We start from the raw sequence: 23,590 nt of genomic DNA, 5'->3' as shown, positions 1-23,590 counted from the left end.
TTCCATGCTTTTCGATACCTCGCTCAGTAACGCTTCTGCAGGGAAGGCGGCCCCTTCCCGCCTTGCACAGCCCGTTAATTGTTGCCTTCCGGGATGTTTGCTTTTGCTCTTTTAAATTATTGACGGGGGATTTTAATCCAGCTGCCGGCCTCTATGGTTTCATTCAGCTGTACCTGGTTGGCAATGGCCAGGTCTTCGGCCGTAATATCCATGGGAAGATTTTGAGGAACAAAAGAGGAAAAAGCGGCCGAACGGTCCGTGCGAAAAGCCTGCAGGCGGGCCGGCTGAATATTCAGGATACTTTGATCGGTAAGCCGGGTAAATGAGTTTATGGCATTCACGAACTGTGATTCATACCCGTCAAATTTTTCGGCTACACTGTACGAAATAAAACGATAGATATTCTCATCGAAAGAGAGGGCTGAGACATAGAATTTGTACTTCGTATTGTTATCCCCGGTCGCTGTGGCCGTGGCCTGATAGGCATCAAGTCCATTGATGCTCTGCTGTTGTTGGCCCTGGACAGTGATTCCCTCCTGGTTAACAAAACTGCGGACCGATGCCTGGGGGCTGTCTGCTTCACTGTCTATCTCCATGATGATGATAGCATCTTCATCGTCATTGACCACGCCTACCATGGTCGTCTGATTGATCACATTCCATGCCGAAGGATAACGAAACTGAAATTCAAGCTCCGGGTGATAAAAGGTCCCCTCGCGCGCGAATCCCTCCCTTGGATTTTCTCCGAATACCAGTCCGTCAATAACATTCATGAACTGATCGGTCCCTGTAATCTTCTGCTCATATCCCTTCTGTTCCCATTCCCGGGCCAGCTCCGGAATCCTGTCTTCCCGTTCCGAAGGATCGGGATGCGTCGAAGCCCAGGCCGGGATGGATTGTCCCGACTGCTCGGATATTCGTTTTAAGGCCGAAAAAAATCCGGCCCCCTCAGCGGCATTATAGTTTTCCATGGAGGCATATTCAACGCCCAACTGATCGGATTCCCGCTCATCCTCGCGGCCGTAGCTCAAAAACAGGAGCTGTGCGGCCTGGCTCCCCATATTAAGGATTTCTCCACCGGGCACCCCCAATAACTCTTGTCCCGCTACCGCACCGCCCAGCAGGGCAATCTGACCAATCTGCTGTTCAAAGGCACGCTGGGAAGAGTGGCGGGCCGCCACATGACCGATCTCGTGTCCCAACACCACCGCTAACTGTGCTTCATTTTCCAGGTGTCCCAACAACCCCCGGGTTACGTAGACATAGCCGCCGGGCAGCGCAAAGGCATTGGGAACCGGGCTGTTCAGCACCCGGAAATGAAATTCGGTCTCTTTATACTTTTGCTGGGTATCTTCGCGCCGCATATGGCTTTGGGCAAGCACCCTCTGGCCTATATCTTCAACATATGTTTGCAATTCTTCATCCTCGTAGACCCCATACTGCTGCTGAATTTGCTTGTCAGCCTGGGCTCCCAGTTGTTTCTCCTCTTCCCAGCTGTACCCATAAGCCCGTTTCTGGCCTGTAATCGGACTTCGCTGCATCACGCAGGCAGCAACCAGAAGTCCCGCCAAAAGAACTAACAATCCATTCCGTAGCTGTAATAACCTCATAATAGATCCCATTTAATAGTTAGAGTCTTTGCAAAATCGTTGTTTTACCCAATCTCTGTGTTTTCACGATTTCAAAATTCTCATGTTTAATCTATACACTGCGGCTTTAAAATAGCTCCTGGACTGGTATTGTACAAAATCCTGATTTTCAAAGCACTCAGTTACATACTTTCAGCTTTGATCACCATTATCATAAAGCTAATATAATCGATTCAATGTTTGCTTCCAATGTTGATAAATCATAACCATCGCCAGCGTATCGAGCTCGCAGTAGCGCAGCAGCGATTTCCGGTACGCTGATTTCTCTTTCTTACTCATGTTGCCGGCAATAAGTTTCCCGTAAATATACATTGCTTCCGTGCCGCGCCGGACCGCACCCGATCCACTTTCCTCTAAAATGGTATAGGGATTTCTTGCTTTTCCGGAGCTGTCGGACTGCCACCAGATGATCTCCTCAAAGTTTTGGCTGTTATAGGGCTTGCTGTAGGCCTTTGCCAGGTAATCGCTTCTTGTCATCACCGACTGCAGGACATCCTTAATGCTCAGCGAGTTTTCCATCTCATTGTTATAATAATAATTTTTTACGAGCCGGCTGAGATCGGCTAAGTAAGGAGACGGGGGATGGTTCGAGTCATTCCGTCGGATAATATCTTCGATCCACCGAATCAACCGCGGGCTGTCGGGGACCATTTCCGCTTCATCTCTGAGCTCGCGGCGGATGATCTTGAGTGCATTGCGCTCAAAGTTGGAATACTGTACAATCGTACCTTTGCTGATATGCGGAATCTCCATCAGCCGGCGTACGAGTTCATAATTGGGATAACCGTTTCCCGGGCTGTCAATCCACTGGTGATGCTGCCAACGGCCGTCTTTCCGGAGGGTATGGCACGAAAACTGAAATACCACCAGGTGATAGGGTGGACGTCCCCTGCGTACAGGCACCGCATAGTTCCCGGCCTCGAAGTCGAGAAAGTGAAGCGGATATTCCCATCGCCGGAGCTCCTTCCGGAGAGAGGCACGCATAATCTCCCCGGGCACCTCCGTCGATGTCGTTTTATGTATCTGCAGTGCCCGGCGCATGGTCTCCGTTATACGTCCCTCCCCCCCGGCAATCGATGCTACCGAATGAATATCCCCGTTGTCAATATTACGCTGGTAAAATATTTCCCGTTCCATCAGCTGCCGGGTACCCGGTCCCATCAGCTCAAACACATGATCAGGGTCGTCCCCCCCTTCCCCGGGCTGCTTCGACTCCCAGCACTCCCCGAACCCACTCTGTGCTCCTCCCGATTGTTGGGCCTGCCCGATATTGAACTCACAATTCCTGCACTTGTAGCCCACTTCCGGTTCCACTTTCTGCTCCCGGAGGTAGATCTCGCGCAAATACTCCACCGACTGCGGGAAAGAAGGTTTGGGCAGGTACGTTTCCGCAAAACCCGGGTCCTCCCGAACCCGCCTTACCGGTTCCCTCACGTCAAGCTTCGCCAGCAGCTGCTGGTTTTCCCCGGGCACTGACGGCGGGGTTGCCGCCGGAGTCTCAAACGGCTTTAACAGCGCCGGCAACCCATCGGTTTGCGCATAGCCCGCTTTGTCCGGGAGCACCAGGAGCGGGAGTACAGAGCAGCCGGGATATGCTTTCTGCAAAATATAAAGCTGATAGGCAAAGCCGAGCAGGTACTTCCTCCATTTCGGGGGAATATCGCCTTTGCGGTCCAACAATTGGTGTTTCCGCGAGCTAAACGCCTTGGTCTGTACCTGGAAGACGGTCAGTTGCTGCCCGTTCTTGACGACCAGCGGCAATTTCGCCATCATCTGACGACAGGTAAATACGGGGTCAAAGAGAACAATTTCACTGGCCTCGAAATACTCCCTGGTGCGAGCAGCCGACTCTTCAATGGTATCTCCATCGATATATTTCCCTGCGGGATAGACAGAGCGGATCAACGATTTGAGCAATTTCCTGTTGAAACCGGCATGCATGAGAAAGGGCAGAGCGGACCGGTCTTCCGGGTATCCACGGGCTTTATAGTAGAGCTTAGTGGGACATTGGAGTCCCGCTCTGAACAGGTGTTTGGTAAAGTATGGGGTTGTACCGGAGGTTTCTGCCATAATATCAGCCGATGATATTTACCTCCGGGACCAGATCGATGTCGAACTGCTCTCCGACCGTTTGCTGAATTTTCCGGGCGAGATCCAATATCTCATCAGCGGTGGCTCCGCCGTGATTGACGATCACCAGCGCCTGCTGCCGGTAAGTGCCGGTATTTCCTACCACTTTTCCCTTCCAGCCCGTCTCCTCAATCAGCCAGCCGGCCGGGACCTTTGTGGTCTGGTCGTCGATCGGGTAGCCGGGCATCCCGGGGTACGATGCCTTCAGCCGGTCAAATTTTTCGTTGTCAATGACCGGGTTTTTAAAAAAGCTGCCGGCATTGCCGAGCGTATCGGGATCGGGAAGCTTGCTGTTGCGGATATCAATGACAATATCGCTGATATCCCGGATGGTGGGATGCTCGATATCCCGCTGATCGAGCGCTGACTGAAGGGCCCCGTAAGAGGTATTCGGGCGGGGCTGCTTATCCAGCTTTAAGACCACCTTGCTGATAACATACTGTCCTTTGAGCACGCCCTTGAAAATACTGTCCCGATAACCGAACCGGCACTGCTCCTTGTCAAAGGAATGAATCTCGGCAGAGTTAATCTCGACGGCTTCCAACTCCTCAAAAACATCTGCCAGCTCGACCCCGTAGGCCCCGATATTCTGAATGGGCGCCGCTCCCACCGTACCCGGAATCAGTGACAGGTTCTCGATGCCGCCCCACCCCTGATCCACCGCATAGCGCACCGTCCGGTGCCAGTTCTCCCCACCCCCCGTCTCGAGCCATACATGCTCTTCCGTCTCCCCGATCACTCTTTTACCCTTAATCGCCATGTGTAAAACGAGGCCATCATAATCGCCGGCAAACAGGATATTGCTGCCGCCTCCCAGCACTAAGAGGTTATCGGACCGGGCCGCATCATGTTGCAGCAGATGCCGAAGCTGGTCAACCGTTCGGACCGAAACAAACGACCGGGCCCGGGCGGCGATATCCAGGGTGTTGAACGGCAGCAATTCGACATCATGCTGCAGCATTTCATCAAGAGAATGAGGTTGTGGCATGTAAAAAATTCACCTTCTATTGCTTTGTTTTTGGAGATTCTTCGGACGGGCGGGAACGGCTGCCCTGGACTTTGGTGCGCACCTTTCGCACCCGGTTGTTAAATACCGAGTGGATGGTAAATTCGATATCCCGGTAGTACACCCGCTCCCCCACATTCGGAATCCGCTCGGTCAGGTGATACATCAGTCCCCCCAGCGTTTCGAAATCATCCTCTTCGGAGGTCAGCTCACACCCCAGAATCTCTTCCATGTCATCGAGATCAATTTTGGCGTCAAACAGGTATCCCCCGCTGCGGAACCGGGTATAAAGTTTTTCCTCATCATCGTCATATTCATCGGAAATATCCCCCACAATTTCTTCCAGGATATCATCCAGCGTAATCAGTCCCTCCGTACCACCGTACTCATCCACCACGATGGCGATATGCGTCTTCTCCTGCTGAAAATCCCGGAGCAGATCATCCAGCTTCTTCGTGGCGGGAATAAACAACGCCTTTCGGGCAATAGTGCGCCAGTTGATCGTCGTGCGTTCTATATCGGCATTGATATAAGGCAGTACATCCTTGGCATGGATGATGCCGAGGATCGAATCCAGGTCCGATTCGTAGATAGGCATGCGCGAAAGCCCCTTCTCCCGGATCAGCGAGAGCACCTCATCCAGGGAATCACTGGTGGATACCGCAACGATATTAACCCTTGATGTCATGATCTCGCGGACACTGATACTGCCAAACTCGATCACATTCTCGATAATTTCCCGCTCGTCGCTTTTAATAGATCCCTCCCGTTCACTGACTTCCGCCATCGTCATAATGTCCCTGGAAGTCATTTTGCTGTTGGGTTTCGGCAGACGTTCCTCGAGATTCAGGGTACTGTTGGCAATGATGCTCGAAAGCGGTTTAAGCAGCACATAAAATACATAGATAAAACGGCTGATGCGGCGGGCATTCTTCAGAGGTTCGTTGATCGCTATAATTTTAGGCGTAATCTCACTGAGGATAAGGATAGTGAAGGTCAGGATAATGATTTCCCAAAAATATACCCAAAACTGGGAAAATCCGAAGTGGGCCACAATCGAACCCGTGACCACCGCTGCCAGAACCGACGTGATAATGTTGGCAAAGGTATTGCCGATCAGGATCGTTGCCAGCAGCCGGCGGGGATGATTCAGCATGCGGATAATCAGCTGGTCGGAAGACCGCTCCGCCTCCTCCCCGGGCAGCAGGTTTTCCCGGTTGGTAAGCGAAAAAAAGGCTACTTCAGAACCTGAGAAGAGGGCAGAAAAAACGAGTCCCGCCACAATGAGCAACAGTTGAACAATCAGCCCTGTGGAATCAATCGCCGAAGACACCGCAACGATATCTTCCGCCTGCGAAATAAAAGAAGAAATAAATAAAAAACTGTTCGGTTCGTCCAATTACCTGCTGCCGCTCATTTTTTATTAAAGCTATGCACTTCAAAGCTGTGTTGCAAGCATGAAAAGAGCGGCAAGGTGTTCGACCCTGCCGCTCTTCCGGTTTTATGAACCGATCCCACTAAAACGGAAGATCATCGTCGATATCATCAAAGTTGTCGTTCAGATCTACGCTGCTGGATACCTGCTGTGCGTTATCCGGCTTGGGTGGGGCCTCGCCACTGTCCGATCCTTTGCTGTCGAGCATAGTCATCGTAAGTGCTTTTATTTCGGTCGAATACCGGGTTCGGCCTTCTTTGTCCTCCCACTGCCGCGTTTGAATGGGGCCTTCGATATATACCTGGGACCCTTTTTTGAGGTACTCCTGGCAAATTTCTGCCAGCCGTCCCCATGCCACCACACGGTGCCATTCGGTATTCTCTTTCCATTCGCCCTGTTTATCTTTATAACGCTCGGAAGTAGCAACAGAAAGATTTGCTACAGCGGTATTGGATTGCGTATAACGTACATCCGGATCCTGGCCCAGTCGGCCAATGATCATTGCTTTATTGAGTGAGCTCATAACGTGTTCCTCTTTATTTTTAATAGTTTCACTTAAAGGTAAGATATATTTCGGAGGAAATCCTTACAGAAAAATTTTTAAAAGCAGATATAGGAAGCCCAACGGGTGCATTCGCAGAGCCGGCCCGGATTGCAATCCCATTTTTAATCCCTTTTCATTACCAAACATACCCAATCCCGGTTGTTATCCCGGGGAGGAGATCCGATAGAGTGACTTCCTTCCCCGTTTATTGATTCGATACTACCCTTTAATAAGTCTCCCCCTTTCCTGGGGTTGTACCATTCCACCTGATAAGAATTGTCATCGGGTAAGCTAACATTGGTTGATCCTCCATCTTTTAAATAAATCAAATAGGTGTCGCCTTCTTTTGCAAAACACCACCCTTTGGATACCAGTTCATCTGCAGGTTGCATTTCATGAAAGGGGAGGTGTTCCTGGAATAGTTCACGTGCATGTCCCATTGTTTGGTAAATGGAATCCAATACCCGGAAATCTTCCAGCCTGACATCCATATTATTGTAAAAACCAATTCCTGCTGCTCCTGCGGTAATAGAAGCCCACAATGATTTTTTTCGCCTAACATCCAATTCAGGAAGCTTGCCCCCCATATAGGGTTCATCATAATGAATGACCCAGGGATGATTATTCGCCTCACTCATCTTATACAGATCTAAAACCTGCCCGTGACCGTTTTCCTCTTGTTCGTAATTGCCCTGAAAACTTAAACCGTTTATTGATTCAAATCCTGCTAAATCAAAGAAAACATCCGGGGTACCTGAAGGTCCGTTATGTAACGTAATCATGTCATTTTTATACACTAATGAATCCACGTACGCAGCAAACAGCTTTCTTTGTTCTGTAGTCGTAGCAGCACCATAAGTATTATTTTCTGACCGATCCCAGCCTTGTTCCTCCCCGATATTCCAGATAACCCCATTAAGATAGCCAAATCTTGCCACCATTTCCCGGTAATACAATTTTCTGCTATCGGCAAAAGGGAATTGATTTTCAACTTTTTCGAAATACATCTCAACTTCCGTTTCTCCCAATACAAAATGGGTTACCACCCCTTTTTGCATCATATAATCAAAAACCCTTTGCCACTGGTCAAGTTTGGAACAGTCATATTGGTAATAATTGTCTTTACCTGTCCATGGAAAGGCTTCATTACCATCTCCATAGTTATTTTGAGTCAAAAAATATTGTTCATTCACGCCTTGTCCGGCCATGTAATTTACGGCACCGATAATTCCCTTTCCCTTACCATCCTGCCAGGTGGGATCCCCCTCATTCCAATTCTTAACATGGGGTTGATAACCCCGGTCAGAGGTCGTATTATCAAATCCGTCATACTGTAAAAATACCTCCGGGACATTGTTGGCGGTCTTAAAATAATATTGACCTGTTTCCTGAAACTGAAGGTAATGTTTTCCGGTATAGGCCAAATTTCCCCTGGCCCTGAAATCCTGTCCGGATTTATCTGTAGGTTGAATTTCAAAAGAACCGGTTTGCCCGTGGATGCCTTCTACCGGATTTCCTGCCTCCTTCCGGGTATTCAGGGCAATTTGCTCACCGCTTACAAAATTGGCCTCCCATTTCCAGGTTCCCTCTGCATCGGGAGTAAAATGCACCCGCCAAATATTACCCTGGGAAGCGCTTGTTTCCCCGGCATCGCCATCGGCAGCAAAATACCCCGGAACATTATAAGATTGGCCATTATGGGTAAATGTGACCGTTAATCTGTAATCTTTATAAGGGTTTGGATTTTCATCAGTTTCGCTATGAGATGGGCCCTGGAATGATAAGGTTACTTTATGCCACTTTTTTAGTTCACCCGTAACCGATGCATTGTCCGGGTTATTCCCCGGATTATTTTTGCAATTTACCAAGGCAAAGGGAAAAACTAAAAAAGTGACTACCAAAAATTTGATTTGTGTTATTCTTTTCATTTTTTCAGTGCTTTCGGGTGATTTTTTGGTTATACATTTTTTTCTGTTGGGTGATAGTTTTAATTCATCTTCAACATTGCAGCACCGACAGGAACCTTCAAATTTTCAGAATACAAAAAATCAGGTATTTAATACGATAGGCTATCCCAAAATGCCTTTTAACCGCTGTATTTGACCTTAAACGCTATGTCATAAGACCAATATTTTTTCCTGATTAAAAAAATGGACCAGTATCTTAGTTATTCATATCCCACTTCTTCCAAAATCAGTCCCTTCGCCGGAGCACCATGCCCATTTTTGGCCTTGGAGGGGCGGCGAAGCATATCCTCAAACGCTGCGGCGGTGCGCTTCCCTTTGCCGACCTCGATCATCGTACCCACCAGGCGCCTCACCAGGTGGCGGACAAACCGGTTGGCCCGGATGCGATAGATCAGCAACTCCCCTTCCTCAAGGAATTCAGACCGGCTTACCCTGCATTCGGAACTCGGATTCTGGTTGTCCGGCTTCGTGAAGCTGTCAAAATTATGGGTGCCCCGCACAACTTCAGCACAATAGTTCATTGCTTCCCTGTCGAGCTCCTGCAGTACCAAAATGGAAGTGTCTCTCACAAGCGGGCGGGGACGGCGGGCAATCTGGTACCGGTACTGGCGGAACGAGGCATCAAAGCGGGCGTGGAAACCGGGAGTGGTCGCCTGCATGTCCCAAACGGCAATATCATCGGGCAGCAGCCCCAGCATCGCATACAGAAGCCGGTGAGCTTTGAGCTCTCCGGGAAAATCAAAATGAGCCGTTTGTCCCTCTGCATGAACTCCGCTGTCTGTGCGTCCCTGTCCGATCACGTCCACCGGCTCACCGAGTACCCGTCTGAGCGCCGCTTCAATTTTCTCTTCCACCGTCACGGCATTCGGCTGTTTCTGCCAGCCGCTGTAGGACGTGCCTGCATATTCTATTAAGAGCTTGTAGCGCGGCATAGCCGGAGGATTAAATTATAATATCTCCCAACCCGCATTTCTCACGCCAGGATTTTTTTCGTCGGCAAGGCGAAGGTAAAATGACGGCGGAAATATTGATGCAACTTGCTGTCTCCTAAAAGGAGTATAACTTATTCAATAATTATTCGTGAGGTAATACCGGCTACCCTTTTTTTCGCTCCCTTCCCCAGTGCCGGAAAATGGAAATGCTAAAGCCGCCCATCAGCAGGAACGTCCCCAGCCAAACGATCGAAATAAACGGTTTCTCTTCGGCCACCAGCAGGACCCACTGCTCCTGTACCTCCTTATCGACTCCCCGGATTGTCAGCTCCACCTTCCCGGTTGACGGGTCCACGCTGCTGAATTGCACCGTACCGCTGTGACCCGGGATGCCCGTGGGTGGGGCATAAGACCAGTTCTTGCCATCTTTCTGGTAGATAGAAAACAGCGGATAAACAGAGGCAGAGCTGTCGCTTCCGCGCTGTGTAACCTCGATATTGGCCCGGACGGCAATAACCGTGCTGTCCTGAAGCGATTCATCGGTTTCCTGGCTGTATTCCTTCAGCGTGAAATCAAAAGGCCCCACGGACGCCGTTTCGCCCCGGGCGATTTCAATTTTATGGGTTTTGGCACTATCCTGCAGGCTTGCGGCAGCAGGCTCCACCTGCCGTCTCTGTCGGGCCCGCTCCTCGGCTTCCTCATTCTTTTGCTGCACGTACGAACTGCCCGAAACGTAAAGATAAATATCACTCAGCAGGCCCGTACGCACGTCGGGATCCACCGACCACTCGATGTTCTGGGCCGACGAGGAGGCCAGCATCGGGTACACCTGCGGGTTGAGCGTAAACTGCCTGCCCTCCCCGTCTGCCGGCTCAAACTTAATGCGGTATTCCTGCTGGCCGGGACGCGCCTGATCTTTGAGCGTATATCCCTCATAGGTTACGCGGTATTTATCATTGACCACCTTGGGCTCGTTTAGCTTAAGCTCCAGAAAGTCAACGGTTTGCGTCTTCCTGAACCCCTGTTCATCAGTGACATTCCCGCTTTTGATCGCTGCATTGTACTGCCGGGTCGCCGGATCCAGCAAGTGATTGTTATAGGCGGAGGAAGCCAGAATCCCCAGCAGCAGCACTCCAAAACCGACATGCGAAAGCGCGCCGCCAATCAGCATAGGGTTTTTCCCGATGAGCCGGATCATGATGATGGCGTTGCCGATCAGGGCAAACCAGGCCGTCAGCAGGTATACCATGTAATAGATATTCCGTACCTCCCCGATAATGATGGACGCAAGGGTGACCACGCAGGTCAGCGCTACCGGCAGGGTCAGGTCCCGGGCCAGTGATTCAGCATCCTGCCGTTTCCAGAAAAGATACTGCCCGAAGACCGTCAGGATAGCAGTCATCATCGCCATCGGCATCGTCCAGTCGTTATAGAAGCTTACCTCCGGCGGGGTGGGATTTTCCACAAAAAGTCGCCCGATAATGGGGGAGCTGGTCCCCAGGATAATAACCAGGCCAATCAGAAAAAGCATCATCGCGCCGGCAAAGGTCATGAATTCCCTGCTCAACAGCTTCGACTCTTTGTTCTGCCTGGGCAGTTCCTTGTACCGGTAGAAAAAGAGTCCCAGTCCGATACCCGTGACAGCCAGCATAAAGATCACGAGCTGGTTGTATAATCCCAGATCGACAAAGCTGTGCACGGAGGCATCCGACAAGATGCCCGAGCGGGTCAGAAAGGTCTCGTAGACGATCGCCACATACGCCAGGATGGCAAAGATAATCGACGCTTTCTGCGAGGTGGAACTCTTCCGCTGTATGATCATCGTGTGGATGCCGGCCGTACCCAGCAGCCAGGGCACAAAGGAGGCATTTTCCACCGGATCCCATGCCCAGTAGCCGCCGAAGGAAAGCGTAACATACGCCCAGTAGCCGCCCAGAAATATAGCCGTCAACAGCGCCACATTCGCACCCAGCGTCCACGGCAAGGCGGGCCCCACCCACTCATTGTACTTGCGTTTCCACAGGGCGGCCATGGCAAAACAGTAGGGTACGGCCATCATGGAGAATCCCAGGAACAGGATGGGCGGGTGGATCATCATCCAGGGACTTTTCAGCAGGTCGTTCAGCCCTTTTCCATCCTGGGGCACAAAATCCGGGTTGGACTGCAGGAACGGGGCATTGGGCATTGCTTCCGCCAGCGTCCGGAAGGGAGAGGCCCCCAGCGTGGCATCCCCCAACGGGATCCCCGAGACCATGGAAAGTATAAAAATATGCGTGAGCGTCAGGAAAAAGAGCACCGGGCCGCGATAGGCTTCGCGCGTCCACTTCATAAGCCCCAAGCCAATAAGAATCGAAAACAGCACCCAGAGCATAAAGCTTCCCTCCTGTCCCCCCCAGAAGGCCGAAATAAGGTACTTCAGCTGCAGGTCGCTGCTGGTATAATTATAGACATAATAAAAATTGAACTGGTGTGTCAGGATAATGTAGACCAGGAGTCCCGACGCGGCCAGCAGGAAGATCCCCTGCAGGCCAAACAGCCAGTTCGATATCTTAAAATAGCGATCCTCTTCGCTGCGGGCATACAGGAAGTACCCGATGGCAGCCAGAATCGCAAACAGAAAGGCGGCGTTGACAAAGAGTTCACCGAAAAATTTAATCATAAACCACTAAAACTAACTGTTACCCGCATTTGCCTTTTCAAACTGCGCTTCGTCAGCATTATTATACTTTGACGGACATTTCATCAGCATTTCATCGGCATAGAAAACGTCCCCCTCCATGCTGCCGATCACCACAAGACGGTCGGCCTGCTCAAAATTATTGGGCTTTGACTGCGGGTATACCACGCGCCGTACATTCCCGGCCTCATCCTTCATATGAAAGACAAACTGCTTCGATTCCATGGAAAACCCATACTCTTCGGAATCGTCCCAGCTGCCTACAACGTGGGCATTGTTCATATCCGCAGCCTGTTCAAAATTCACATAGGTGCTGATGCTGTTGCCGAAATTATACATCAGCAGTGAGGTGAAGCCGACGATGGCAATGATGCCGATAATCAATTTAGGTTTCATGCTGAACCGTTTTTTTGGATTGTTGTAATTCATTCTCGAGCCGTCCCACTTTCTTGTCCACCCGGATAATAAAGAAGAGCAGGACAAACCAGATTATGAGACTCACGCCCAGTACTATAAAAATCAGATCGTTCGAAGCCGCCGCCTGGATTAACGGCCCCGCCTGTTCAAAGCCTTCGCTTGCCTGCCAGTCGGGAGCATATGACTTTGTCAATGTATCAACGGCCGCAACGCTGTCTTCTTGTGCCTGGACCAGAAAAAAATTCATAGCTGTTGTTGTTCGATTTGATGCTTCACTTTCTTGTAGCGGTACAGTATATCATATAACCAGAAGGCAAGGGCGATAAATCCCACCACGGCCGGGTAAAAAATATAGCGCAGCTCCGGGGCCGTTATCTCACTGAACGCCGGGTTGCCCTCGGCCCCCGGGTGCAGGCTGGGCAGCTGGCGCGGAATAATATAGAGCAAAAACGGGATCGTCGTAGCGGCAAAGACGTTAAAGACCGCGGCAATCTTCGCCCGCTTCTCCGGATTGTCAAAAGCCGTCCGCAACACAAAATAAGCAACATAAATCATCATCCCCAGCGCTGAGAGATTCATCCGCGGCTCGGCGAAGGTCCACCAGGACCCCCAGGTAAAGCGTGCCCAGAGCGAGCCGGTGATCAGTCCGCATATACCGAATAACAGTCCGATCTGGGTAAAAGATTCCGCTTTCCGGTCGATAGCCGGATCAGGATTATTCAAATACATGATACTGTACACAAATCCCGCTGCAAAACAGACTGCCATCGTAAACCACATCGGCACGTGCAGAAACAGGTTGCGCGAAGACTCCAGTAAAATGGGAATCTCAGGTATCGGGATCAAAAATCCACCTATCAGAACGCCCGTCATCCAGAGCGCCGTCACATATTTCCACGATTTTAATCTCATCAACTGCTAAAAATTTAGTCTGCTCACGCCATGCCCTTCGCAAAGGGCCTAAATATACGAAATCTATTTGGGAAAACTTAGTCCCATCCCCTTCAACTTCCCCAAATTTTACCTAACTTTACAGGAGAAGTTGCCGAAATTTTACGCAGGTTTTCAGTCCCGGCTGTCCGGGATGAGACCTTCATGCTAAATTAACCATCTCAACCATGGCTAATCAATCCGACTCCAAAAGCATTGAACTGACCATCAGCTGGAAGAATCATCTGCCGGGTTATGCCTTGTCGATTCTGTTGATTCCGCTGTTCGGGATCGGACTGCTGGGCCTGTACTGGGTCCGCAAGCGCCAGCAGCGCCTCTCCTACCGCGTTACCGATACCCGGATCTCATCCCGCGACGCTAAGTACCAGCGCAATGTCGACCTGGTAAGCATCGAGCAGGTAGAGGTGCGGCAGAGCTGGCTGCAGGAGAAACTGGGGGTCGGGGACCTGGAGCTGCACACCTCCGCCTCATCGATGACCCTTTTCGGCATGGAAACCCCCTATCACCTGAAAGGGATGCTGGAAAAAGCGATAGCCGCACAAAGAAAGCAGAAGCAAACCGGGGAAGATCGGGAAAGACACGAACCCGAATATGATCCCGGGAGCATGGACAAGATCGACTACCTGACCGGCCTGTGGCAGCAGGGACTGATGTCGGATGAGGATTATAAGAAAGAGCGCAGGCATTTTGAGTAGGGTTAGGTATCACCCGGAATGCTTTATACCGCCTCTGATATCCTGAAGCAGGAGATCACTATCAATCCTTTTGAATCATTGTTCGATCCCGATGACGCAGAGGGAGCCAGTGGCGATGACGAACAGCTCGATACTATCAACCACTATCTTAAGCTGCTGATGGAGGCCATCAACAGCGGCGAAGAACCGGATATAAAAACATTGGCAGACAAGGCAGGCGTTGATCACGAAACGGCGGCAGATATTACAGATCAAGTATTAGGCAGGCTGCCTTGGTGAGAGAAACGTAAAAAGCAGAAAGTTTTTACTCGTCCAATACATCTACAATCTGGCGGAAACTCTCCAAACCAGCCTCTAAGTTCTCAACAACATCGCCAGCCAGTACCTCAGGCTCCGGCAAGTTTTCTAAATCTGTCAGGCTATCATCTTTAATACAGGTGATATACAAGCTGGTTTTATCCCGATTGACAATCTCTTCATACGTGTACTTTCGCCAACGGCCGTCCTCCCGCCGGTATATCCGGGCGGCCCAAAAACCCCGATTACACGCTTTAAAAGGCGATTTAGTAACTCCGGGTACCTGAAAAACTTCGGAACCGGCCCACAGCCCACAGCCCAGAAACGCCGGTCGCCGAATTGGACCTAATTAAATAAAGCCCCCTATTATTCATCATATTTTTATGTATATATCCAATAGTAGTTAAATTGGAAAAACAACCCCTATTTTCCCAACTTTAGATAATACTGAATTATGCGACAAAACGTTTTCAGGCTGTTATCGGTAAAAAAGAAGCCAATTAACACTTTCAATAGATGATCCTTGTCGTTATTTTATATGACAAATGACACATAATAGAGATTCCCATGTACACCGATACCCTGAAGTCTTTGTTTCAAGAAGAAGCCCCCAATCTCAATAATGAACTGGATTTTATTGCTCTGAGCCGAAGCGGGGTGTCCAAACGCACGCTGGGCCGCTTGCTGGAGTTCAGCGGCATGACCCTCACCCAAATGAGCCACATTTTACCGATATCAAAGCGTACCATCCAACGCTATGATGCAAGCCAGAAGTTTTCTCCGGATGTTTCTGAACATTTGATTCAAATAGCCAAAGTATTGTCGCGAGGCTATGAGGTCCTTGGCGATAAAAAAAAGCTGGCCGCCTGGCTCAATACACCTCTGCTTAGCTTAGACCAACAACCGCCCATGAGTTTAATGGATACGATGATCGGCATGCAGCTTATTATAAAAGAATTAGGCCGCCTGGAGCACGGGGTCTATTCCTAATGGAGGTCTTTCGCATTACTAAATCATCCTATAGTCGTGATTTAAACGGGGAAGGCGCCCGCAGGCATGGCGGCCGGTGGAATGCCGTTGGCACGCCTATGCTGTACACCTCTGAGCATGAGTCCCTGGCCGCCCTGGAAGTCTTAGCCCATATTTCGTTGGCTTCTGCTCCCGATGATTTAGCGTTGGTAGCGATTCATATTCCCAACCCCGGGAAGCCACGGATCATTCGACCCGAACAGCTGCCCGACCATTGGCGGTCATATCCAGCGTCGGATGAATTAGCCGAGATGGGAACCCAATGGATCCAATCCCAGGACAGTCTTCTCCTAAAGGTGCCATCGGTGCTTATCCCTTCTGAATGGAATATTCTCATCAACCCCGGACATCCGGATTTTGATACCATTGATATCCGGGAAGTGAGACCCTTTCAGTTTGATGACCGGCTTCGAAATTAGCTGATAGTGGATTGGGGGTACCCCTCTGTAACCGGTATAATATCTAATAGCTGTACCAGAATTAGGGTATTGTATCGAAATAGGCAAATAGAGCTCACTAACGCCGATTCAGATCCCCGGAAATCGTAGCGATTTACGGTATACTCTATTTTGAATACATCTTCAGTCCCTACTCATTCTACTGCCGATATTCACTTGGAGAAGAACCCACATGCTCCTTGAACATGCGGCTAAAATGCTGGGGATAGCTGAACCCTAATTCATAGGCAATTTGGCTAATCGACTTGTCCGGATCATAAATACGCTGCTTGGCAAGGTCAATTACTTTCAACTGGATGTGTTCCTGTGCCGTTTTTCCGGTTTCTTTTTTGATCAAATCACCAAAATAGTTGGCCGACAAATGGCACTGCTCGGCAAAATAGGCCACAGAAGGCAAGCCATTATTTTGGGGTTGTTCTGATAGAAAATAGTCGTGTAACTGTTCTTCAAACTTTTCTAAAATCCCCTTATTGGCATTTTCTCTGGTAATGAATTGGCGGTCATAAAATCGTTCGCAGTAATTCAAAAACAGCCCGATATTGGAAGCAATCAGTTTTTTGCTGTGCTTGTCAATAGATTGCCGCAACTCATATTCTATCTTTGAAAAGCAGTCTAATACCGTCTGCTGTTCATGCTCCGACAGGTGCAGGGCCTCACTCGTATTGTAACTGAAAAAATTATACTCACTCTGAATCTTTGCAATGGACGTGCCGTGTATCAAATCCGGGTGAAACACCAGTCCGTGCCCCATGGGTTGATACGGTTCTGTTTTGTCTTCGACATCAATAACCTGACCGGGCGAAATAAAGACCAGGGTCCCTTCCTGATAATCGTAATAGTTACGGCCGTACTTCAAATTTCCGCACGCTACATCCTTGAGGATAATACAATACACTCCAAAATACATTTTTTTGCCGGTGCGTATTTCCGCTTTGGAAAAATCAATCACACTGACTAAGGGATGTAAGGTATCATGGTTATTAAAATTGTTGTAAGAACGGACGGTATCGAATTTAAATAGTTGTGACATATCTGCTATTGTTTTAACACCAATGTAGCAATTCCCAAGGCACAATAACAGTAACCAAAGGGATAAACCGTAATATTGGTTAGTCATTCCGTAATCCGTATAACGACAAGCCTGAAATTTTATACTACCTTATCATTGCATCATGAAAGACGAACCATTTGTTGTATTCCTAACCAACATGACCAATTAAGTTTATAAAAATGAGAAACTCAAAAGTTCAACAATTTATTCTGGCAAAATAGCCCTACCCAATGGCTGCAGCCGGTAACCAATGAAGAGTACTTGCACTAAGTAATTATAAAACAGTTTTACATGTTAAAAACATGGTAATAACAGTTATGAAATACCTTTTAATCGTTATGCTAACATCGTTAAGCACCATTTCTTTGGGTCAAACCCAATCTGATAATCCTTTTGGGTTAGTGTACCGGGACGCCCTAACAGAAAATGTGGAGGGAGAAGTACATATCCATTCTGTAACCTATGACCTAAATGGCATTGAAATTTCAGCCAATGTTTATACACCCGCGGGTTATGCCCCGTCAAAGAGCTATCCGGCTGTAGTGGTGGCTCATCCCAATGGCGGGGTCAAGGAGCAGGTAGCAGGACTATACGCTCAACGTTTGGCGGAATCTGGTTATATCACCATTGCAGCCGATGCGGCGTACCAGGGCGCCAGTGGTGGAGAGCCACGTAATGTGGATAAGCCCGCCAACCGTATTGAAGATATTCACGGTATGGCAGATTATATCACACAATACTCAGGAGTAGATGCAAAACGGTTGGGCGTTTTAGGAATTTGTGGCGGTGGTGGCTATACCTTGAAAGCAGCTCAATCAGACAAACGATTTAAAGCGGTGGCAACCCTCAGTATGTTTAATACTGGTGAAGTACGTCGAGATGGCTTCCTGAAATCTCAAGTAGAAACCATTCAGAAACGCCTAAAAGAAGCATCGGAAGCTCGTGCTCAGCAGGCTGCCGGTGGTGAAGTACAATACGTGGGTGTATCAAGCATTTCTGATGAAGAGCTTGCCAACGTAGATACCCGGTTTTATCGCGAAGGCTTTAAGTATTATTTCAGATCTCACTCACATCCAAATTCGACATTCAAGTACACCAAGAGTAGCCTGCTTGATTTGATGAGGTGGGATGCCGCCACCAATATGGATTTGATTGAGCAACCTTTGCTGATGATGGCCGGTAGCGAAGCGCAAACAAAGTATATGACAGACGAAGCATTTAGCAAAGCGACTGGGACAACCAATAAAGAACTGTTTGTTATTGATGGAGCCACACATATTCAAACATACTACGTGCCTGAATATGTAAAACAGGCGATGAGCAAACTCAATGAGTTTTTTAATAACCATTTGTCATAATGGTGCAACACATTATTTATGTATTGTTACATCTGATATTTTTTCTATTTCAAGCTATACATTATGAAATACTCCCATCGAGAATATTTCTTTAATAAGTGTTCATGGTACGGAATACTTTATATAACTTTCTTGCTGGTAATTATTGCCCCATTGGGTGTTAATGCCCAAGAAGCTAAAACAAAAAAACCATTAATAATTAAAGAACAAGGCAGTTTTGCCGCAGGTGGTACCGTTAAAACCAGTCCCGGCACGTTTGATCCTATTGAGCATGGAGCTTTTAATCCGGCAGATCAACCAACTGAAGGACAAAGCCTGCACGGTGACCACGCCTTTGTATTCTATCAGGTACCAACGAATCCAAGAACACTACCGCTTGTATTTTGGCATGGATACGGCCAGTCCATGAAAACATGGCAAACAACTCCTGATGGCCGGGAAGGATTCCAGAGTATTTTCTTGCGGCGTGGATATCCTGTATATCTAATTGATCAGCCACGAAGAGGGTTGGCAGGGCGCAGCACAGAACCCACAACAATATCAGCTGCGACTGATGATCAGCTTTGGTTTGGAATTTTCAGGCTTGGGATCGGTACAGAATTTTATCCCGGTGTTCAGTTTTCTAAAGATCCGGAAGCTTTAGATCAGTTTTTCCGGCAGATGACACCCGACACTGGTCCTTTGGATATAGAAGTAAATTTCGGTGCAGTATCGGCCCTATTTGATAAAATAGGGTCCGGTGTTCTTGTTACTCATTCACATAGTGGTGGTCAGGGATGGCTCACAGCACTTGAGAATAACAATATTAAAGGTATTGTCTCTTATGAGCCCGGAAGTAACTTTGTATTTCCGGAAGGTGAAGTTCCTGATCCCATTTCCTATGTAGGAGGCCAGTTAAGCGCAAGAGGTGTACCAATGTCCGAGTTTGAGCGCTTAACAGAAATACCTATCGCTATCTACTATGGAGACTACATACCGGATGAGCCATCAAAATATCCGGGAGAAGAACAGTGGCGGGCTGCCCTTAGTATGGCTGAACAATGGAGAGATACCGTTAATAAACATGGTGGTGATGTCACCCTTGTTCATCTTCCGGATGTCGGCATCAAAGGAAATACTCATTTTCCAATGTCTGATTTAAACAATGCGAAAATAGCCGATTTACTGTCGGACTGGTTAGAAGAGAAGAACTTGGATTAGGTAGGAACAAAAGCTGGAAAAGTTAAAGATTGAGTTGCGTGGTATAGGAGAACTAAAAATTGAACTTACTAATAAAACAAGTTATGAAAAAAAGTAACCCAAGAACGTTTCATTTGATTATCAATACGGTTGTCCTCACAACCGTATTAACTATTGGAGTTTCGGTAAATTCATCAACTGCACAGGCGCAGCAAACCGAGTCATATCCTGTGGGCAATCCTCTTGGCCTGACGTCGGAGGGTGATTTCAAACCAATCTCATCCAACGTAACCGTCTACGGAGCCCTTGGTTCAGCGGAAAGCTGCATTTATGACCCGGAGCGAGAGCTCATTGTGGTGCCCAACCGCGGCGCACCACAACAGGTACAGACCAATAATGCCTGGGTTTCCCTCATCAACCACGACGGATCGGTACACACTTCAAAATGGATTGGCATGCAGAATCCCAGCCAGCGCAGTGAGTTGTCCCCCCCTCTTGTCTTCAATGAACCGCTGGGCAGTACTATCGCGGACGGTATTCTCTACGTAGCTGATCGCGATGGCGGTACCGGCAATGATGATCCGAGTGTGGCCGTGATCCGGCGGTTCAGTATGGAGACTGGAAAACCGCTTGAAGATATTAGAATCGAAGATTCCCCGTGGATCAATGACATTACCGTGGCCGAGGACGGGACCATATACACCACACAAACCGGAGATTTGGGACAAAATCCCGATCCACAAACATGGAAAATATGGAAAATCTCTCCCCAGGGAACTATTTCTGAATTTACCGTGGGCAATCCCATTAACGTCCCGAACGGCATTGCGATCGATCCCGACGGAAATATTGTCGTGGTCAATTTTGGAAACCCCGATGTCCTTACGTTTTCACCGGACGGTGAATTGCTGAAAACGGAAAATGCTGTTCAGGCGGGCGGTGATGGAATAGAAATCATGCCTGACGGAACCAAGTATATAAGCAGTGTGAGACAGGGAGGTATTTCCCGAATCAGCCCCGGTGGGTCAGCCGAGCTGATTGCAGAGAACATCCCAAGCGCTGCTTCCATATGCTATGATCCGGGCGCCAACCAGCTTGTTGTCCCGATGACGTCACAACATACCCTGGGGTTTATTCCGCTCGACTAACTGGTCAATCCAATCAAGATCCCTTATATCCAACCCAATGACATTAATATTATGAATATCAAAAAATGTTGTTTGACACTCCCCAGTAGAAGACCCGATGCCCTCTTTCGTCTGCTTCCTATACTATCTCTCCTCGCGGTGCTGCTGATAGCCGGATGCAGCGAAGAAGAGGAACAAGAGACCGAAAGTAACCCGCAAACATCCGTGGAGATCGAGTGTGCACCCGATAACGGTGGTATCACGCTGCCGGACGGTTTCTGCGCGAGCCTCGTCGTTGACAGCCTTGGCCGTGCACGTCATATCGCCGTAGCGGCTAATGGCGACATTTATGTGAAGACGCGTAGCGAGGAGGGCGGCATCGCCGCTTTGCGCGACACGACGGGTGACTTTAAGGCGGATGTCATTGAACGGTTCAGTACTATGACGCCGATGGGTAGCGGTATTTTATGGGAAACCGGCATGGCAATCCATGACGGTTATCTTTGGGCCTCAAACAAAGTGGCCGTCTATCGCTGGCCCATGCCTGAAGGCGGGGCGCTTGTTCCGGAAGGGGATCCTGAGATCGTTGTCAGTGGTTTCCCCGAGCAGAACGCGCATGCCTCCAAATCCATCGCCTTTGACAACAGCGGATACCTCTACGTAAATGTAGGCACCCCGTCGAATAACTGCCAGGAGGAACAGCGTACGCCCGAATCTCCCGGACTGGACCCCTGCCCACAACTAGAGCGGCATGCGGGTATCTGGCGCTTCTCAGCCAGCGACACGGGACAGACGTTCAGCCCCGATGCGCGCTATGCTACGGGTCTGCGTAATGTCGTCGGCCTCGACTGGAACACCGACGTTGGTGCGCTCTATGTTACCCAGCACGGGCGAGACCAACTCAACCAGCTCTGGCCCGAGCTCTATACGGAAGAAGAAAATGCTGAGCTGCCGGCCGAGGAACTGCTGCGCCTTACCGAAGGTGCCAACGCCGGCTGGCCGTATTGCTACTACGATTGGCAGCAGGAAAAGAAAGTGCTCTCCCCCGAATACGGCGGCGACGGACAGGAAGTCGGCCGTTGTGCGGAGTACCTTGATCCGGTGGCAGCTTTCCCGGGTCATTGGGCTCCTAACGGTCTCCTTTTTTATACGGGTGAGCATTTCCCCGAACGTTACCGAGGGGGCGCTTTCGTCGCTTTCCACGGCTCCTGGAACCGTGCCCCCCTGCCCCAACAAGGCTATAAGGTTTCTTTTGTCCCTTTTGAGGGTGGCAGCACCGCAGGTGATTATGAAACCTTCGCCGATGGCTTTGCCGGTGTCGAGCCCATTCCTAACCGAGGTGCAGCGGAGTACCGTCCGATGGGGCTGGCCATGGGACCCGATGGTGCCCTCTTTATCTCCGACTCCCAAGAGGGCCGTATCTGGCGGGTGGTATACACCGGAAAAGAGAATAACGAAGAGACGGGCGGAGGATAACCGGCATGGCGTAAACCCGTCCCATCTAACGTTCATTACACATTTATAAGTTTAACATCATGAAACATATAAGTTCTTTTACCTTGTTCGTGGTAGCATTTCTTGGGCTGATTTCGTGTTCGTCAAACGCCCAAGAGCCCGATGCCGCCACTGGCGAGATAGATAAAGAGCATATCGTAATCGTATACCTATCCCGTACGGGTAACACCGAGGCGGTAGCAGACATCATCCACCAGGAAGTGGGCGGCGAGATGGTCGAGCTCAAACTGGAAACGCCCTACCCGGAAGATTATGATGCCATCGTAGCGCAAGTGGACCGGGAAAATGAACGAGGCTACCTCCCCCCTCTTGAGACAGAGATTACAAATATCGAGGAGTACGATACCCTGTTTATCGGTTTCCCTACCTGGGATATGCAGTTGCCGCCGCCGATGAAAAGCTTTTTAAGCGAATACGATCTAAGCGGCAAAACCCTGATCCCCTTCAATACCAATGGGGGATACGGCCTGGGAAGCAGTATTCAACAAGTAGAGGAACTATGCCCTGAATGCAATATCCTGGATGCCTTTTCGATCAAAGGCGGATTGGAACGAGACGGGATATATCTGGCAATCAAAGGAGAACGAAGAGACCAGGTCCATGCCGAGGTAACGGATTGGCTACAAAGTATTGAGATACAGTAACTGGTTTAAACAAAAACTACTTAACAATAAATATCTAACTCATAAACAATCATGATTATGAACTCATTAATAACAGGTATGAAAACATTACTTATCGGACTGTTTTTAATCGCTGTGGGTGTGCCATCCTTCGCTCAAAATGCTGATGCGGAGAAAGAAATTATGGACCTCTCCAAACAGAAGTGGCAGTGGATGGCCGACAAGAACGTGAGTGAGCTTGCCACCCTTTTCCACGACAAGTCAAAATTTGTCCATATGAGCGGAACCTGGAGTAAGGACCGGGAGCTCGAAATCATTGAAAGCGGAAGCATTTGGTACAAGAATGCGGATGTTCATGAGGTTGCGGTGGAAGTTGTAGGCGACACCGCCATCCTTTGGAACCGCATTACGCTGGTGGCTGTGGTCCGTGGTAGTGAAGTATCGAATGAGTTTACCGTTACCGAAGTCTATCAACAACAAAAGGACGATTGGAAATTATTAGACTTGACCTTTAGCAGCGTACGAGACACCCATAGTATTGAATAAACGC

At 49.2% G+C, this 23,590-nt stretch carries 22 protein-coding genes and 1 pseudogene; 10 read left to right on the top strand and 13 right to left on the bottom strand.

All coding sequences use genetic code 11. From position 1 onward, the window contains the following. Positions 1–116 precede the first annotated feature (116 nt). The 11 genes from BUB16_RS11620 to ccsA form a co-directional block, all read right to left on the bottom strand. Entirely contained in the window at positions 117–1,610 is a 1,494-nt protein-coding gene (locus BUB16_RS11620; RefSeq protein ID WP_073064317.1) for a M48 family metalloprotease, read from the bottom strand. Between the two features lie 198 nt (positions 1,611–1,808). Continuing rightward, positions 1,809–3,719 (bottom strand): DUF2779 domain-containing protein, encoded by a 1,911-nt coding sequence (locus BUB16_RS11615; protein WP_073064150.1) that lies wholly within the window; start codon positions 3,717–3,719, stop codon positions 1,809–1,811. Positions 3,720–3,723: 4 nt separating this feature from the next. Next, on the bottom strand, positions 3,724–4,767 hold the full coding sequence (murB, locus tag BUB16_RS11610) for a UDP-N-acetylmuramate dehydrogenase (RefSeq protein ID WP_244545689.1): 1,044 nt from the start codon (positions 4,765–4,767) through the stop codon (positions 3,724–3,726). Positions 4,768–4,783: 16 nt separating this feature from the next. Continuing rightward, positions 4,784–6,184: a hemolysin family protein gene (locus BUB16_RS11605; RefSeq protein ID WP_084088219.1), complete on the bottom strand. Its 1,401-nt coding sequence runs from the start codon at positions 6,182–6,184 to the stop codon at positions 4,784–4,786. Positions 6,185–6,302: 118 nt separating this feature from the next. After that, positions 6,303–6,743, bottom strand: coding sequence for a single-stranded DNA-binding protein (locus BUB16_RS11600; protein WP_073064147.1), 441 nt, complete (start codon positions 6,741–6,743; stop codon positions 6,303–6,305). 143 nt (positions 6,744–6,886) lie between these two features. Beyond that, a complete protein-coding gene (locus tag BUB16_RS11595) occupies positions 6,887–8,692 on the bottom strand; it encodes a DUF5060 domain-containing protein (protein ID WP_084088218.1) in 1,806 nt (601 codons plus the stop codon). 239 nt (positions 8,693–8,931) lie between these two features. Beyond that, the gene (truA, locus tag BUB16_RS11590) at positions 8,932–9,663 is read right to left on the bottom strand and encodes a tRNA pseudouridine(38-40) synthase TruA (protein WP_073064145.1); all 732 of its coding nucleotides are present in this window, start codon (positions 9,661–9,663) and stop codon (positions 8,932–8,934) included. 163 nt (positions 9,664–9,826) lie between these two features. Then, positions 9,827–12,322, bottom strand: coding sequence for a heme lyase CcmF/NrfE family subunit (locus BUB16_RS11585; protein WP_073064143.1), 2,496 nt, complete (start codon positions 12,320–12,322; stop codon positions 9,827–9,829). Positions 12,323–12,334: 12 nt separating this feature from the next. Next, entirely contained in the window at positions 12,335–12,736 is a 402-nt protein-coding gene (locus BUB16_RS11580) for a cytochrome c maturation protein CcmE domain-containing protein (RefSeq protein ID WP_073064140.1), read from the bottom strand. Further along, the gene (locus tag BUB16_RS11575) at positions 12,726–13,004 is read right to left on the bottom strand and encodes a CcmD family protein (protein ID WP_073064138.1); all 279 of its coding nucleotides are present in this window, start codon (positions 13,002–13,004) and stop codon (positions 12,726–12,728) included. The genes BUB16_RS11580 and BUB16_RS11575 overlap by 11 nt, the downstream gene beginning before the upstream one ends. Further along, a complete protein-coding gene (gene ccsA / locus BUB16_RS11570) occupies positions 13,001–13,669 on the bottom strand; it encodes a cytochrome c biogenesis protein CcsA (RefSeq protein WP_073064135.1) in 669 nt (222 codons plus the stop codon). The genes BUB16_RS11575 and ccsA overlap by 4 nt, the downstream gene beginning before the upstream one ends. Before the next feature lie 206 nt (positions 13,670–13,875). On the opposite strand from ccsA, the gene BUB16_RS11565 reads away from it, so the two are divergent. Then, entirely contained in the window at positions 13,876–14,403 is a 528-nt protein-coding gene (locus tag BUB16_RS11565) for a PH domain-containing protein (RefSeq protein ID WP_073064132.1), read from the top strand. A gap of 18 nt (positions 14,404–14,421) precedes the next feature. Continuing rightward, positions 14,422–14,682 (top strand): hypothetical protein, encoded by a 261-nt coding sequence (locus BUB16_RS11560; RefSeq protein WP_073064129.1) that lies wholly within the window; start codon positions 14,422–14,424, stop codon positions 14,680–14,682. 25 nt (positions 14,683–14,707) lie between these two features. Here the strand turns inward: BUB16_RS11560 and BUB16_RS21795 are convergent. After that, positions 14,708–14,908, bottom strand: a pseudogene (locus tag BUB16_RS21795) (SAM-dependent DNA methyltransferase); the annotation flags it as partial. Positions 14,909–15,267: 359 nt separating this feature from the next. Here BUB16_RS21795 and BUB16_RS11555 point away from each other — a divergent pair. Together BUB16_RS11555 and BUB16_RS11550 are read left to right on the top strand one after the other, a co-directional pair. Next, positions 15,268–15,690 (top strand): Xre family toxin-antitoxin system antitoxin, encoded by a 423-nt coding sequence (locus tag BUB16_RS11555; protein WP_073064126.1) that lies wholly within the window; start codon positions 15,268–15,270, stop codon positions 15,688–15,690. Further along, on the top strand, positions 15,690–16,148 hold the full coding sequence (locus tag BUB16_RS11550) for an RES family NAD+ phosphorylase (protein ID WP_073064123.1): 459 nt from the start codon (positions 15,690–15,692) through the stop codon (positions 16,146–16,148). Before BUB16_RS11555 ends, BUB16_RS11550 begins: the two co-directional genes overlap by 1 nt. 178 nt (positions 16,149–16,326) lie before the next feature. Here BUB16_RS11550 and BUB16_RS11545 read toward each other — a convergent pair whose 3' ends face one another. After that, positions 16,327–17,217: a helix-turn-helix domain-containing protein gene (locus tag BUB16_RS11545; protein WP_073064120.1), complete on the bottom strand. Its 891-nt coding sequence runs from the start codon at positions 17,215–17,217 to the stop codon at positions 16,327–16,329. A gap of 359 nt (positions 17,218–17,576) precedes the next feature. Between BUB16_RS11545 and BUB16_RS11540 the strand changes: the two genes are divergently transcribed. The 6 genes from BUB16_RS11540 (at position 17,577) to BUB16_RS11515 (ending at position 23,586) form a co-directional block, all read left to right on the top strand. After that, entirely contained in the window at positions 17,577–18,596 is a 1,020-nt protein-coding gene (locus BUB16_RS11540) for an alpha/beta hydrolase (RefSeq protein ID WP_434083890.1), read from the top strand. 63 nt (positions 18,597–18,659) lie between these two features. Beyond that, on the top strand, positions 18,660–19,796 hold the full coding sequence (locus BUB16_RS11535; protein ID WP_073064112.1) for an alpha/beta hydrolase: 1,137 nt from the start codon (positions 18,660–18,662) through the stop codon (positions 19,794–19,796). Positions 19,797–19,879: 83 nt separating this feature from the next. Next, positions 19,880–20,923 carry an SMP-30/gluconolactonase/LRE family protein gene (locus BUB16_RS11530; RefSeq protein ID WP_073064109.1) on the top strand — a complete coding sequence of 348 codons (1,044 nt, stop codon included), beginning with the start codon at positions 19,880–19,882 and terminating at the stop codon, positions 20,921–20,923. Between the two features lie 51 nt (positions 20,924–20,974). Further along, positions 20,975–22,378 carry a PQQ-dependent sugar dehydrogenase gene (locus BUB16_RS11525; protein ID WP_084088217.1) on the top strand — a complete coding sequence of 468 codons (1,404 nt, stop codon included), beginning with the start codon at positions 20,975–20,977 and terminating at the stop codon, positions 22,376–22,378. 59 nt (positions 22,379–22,437) lie between these two features. Further along, positions 22,438–23,061 carry a flavodoxin gene (locus tag BUB16_RS11520; protein WP_139240286.1) on the top strand — a complete coding sequence of 208 codons (624 nt, stop codon included), beginning with the start codon at positions 22,438–22,440 and terminating at the stop codon, positions 23,059–23,061. A 78-nt stretch (positions 23,062–23,139) separates the two neighbouring features. Then, on the top strand, positions 23,140–23,586 hold the full coding sequence (locus BUB16_RS11515; protein WP_073064301.1) for a nuclear transport factor 2 family protein: 447 nt from the start codon (positions 23,140–23,142) through the stop codon (positions 23,584–23,586). The last annotated feature ends 4 nt before the right edge of the window (positions 23,587–23,590 follow it).

Origin of the sequence: Fodinibius roseus, from assembly GCF_900129315.1 — a bacterium.
Lineage (GTDB): Bacteria > Bacteroidota > Rhodothermia > Balneolales > Balneolaceae > Fodinibius > Fodinibius roseus.
The sequence above is the reverse complement of the archived record's forward strand: the minus strand, read 5'-3'. Positions and strand labels throughout refer to the sequence as shown.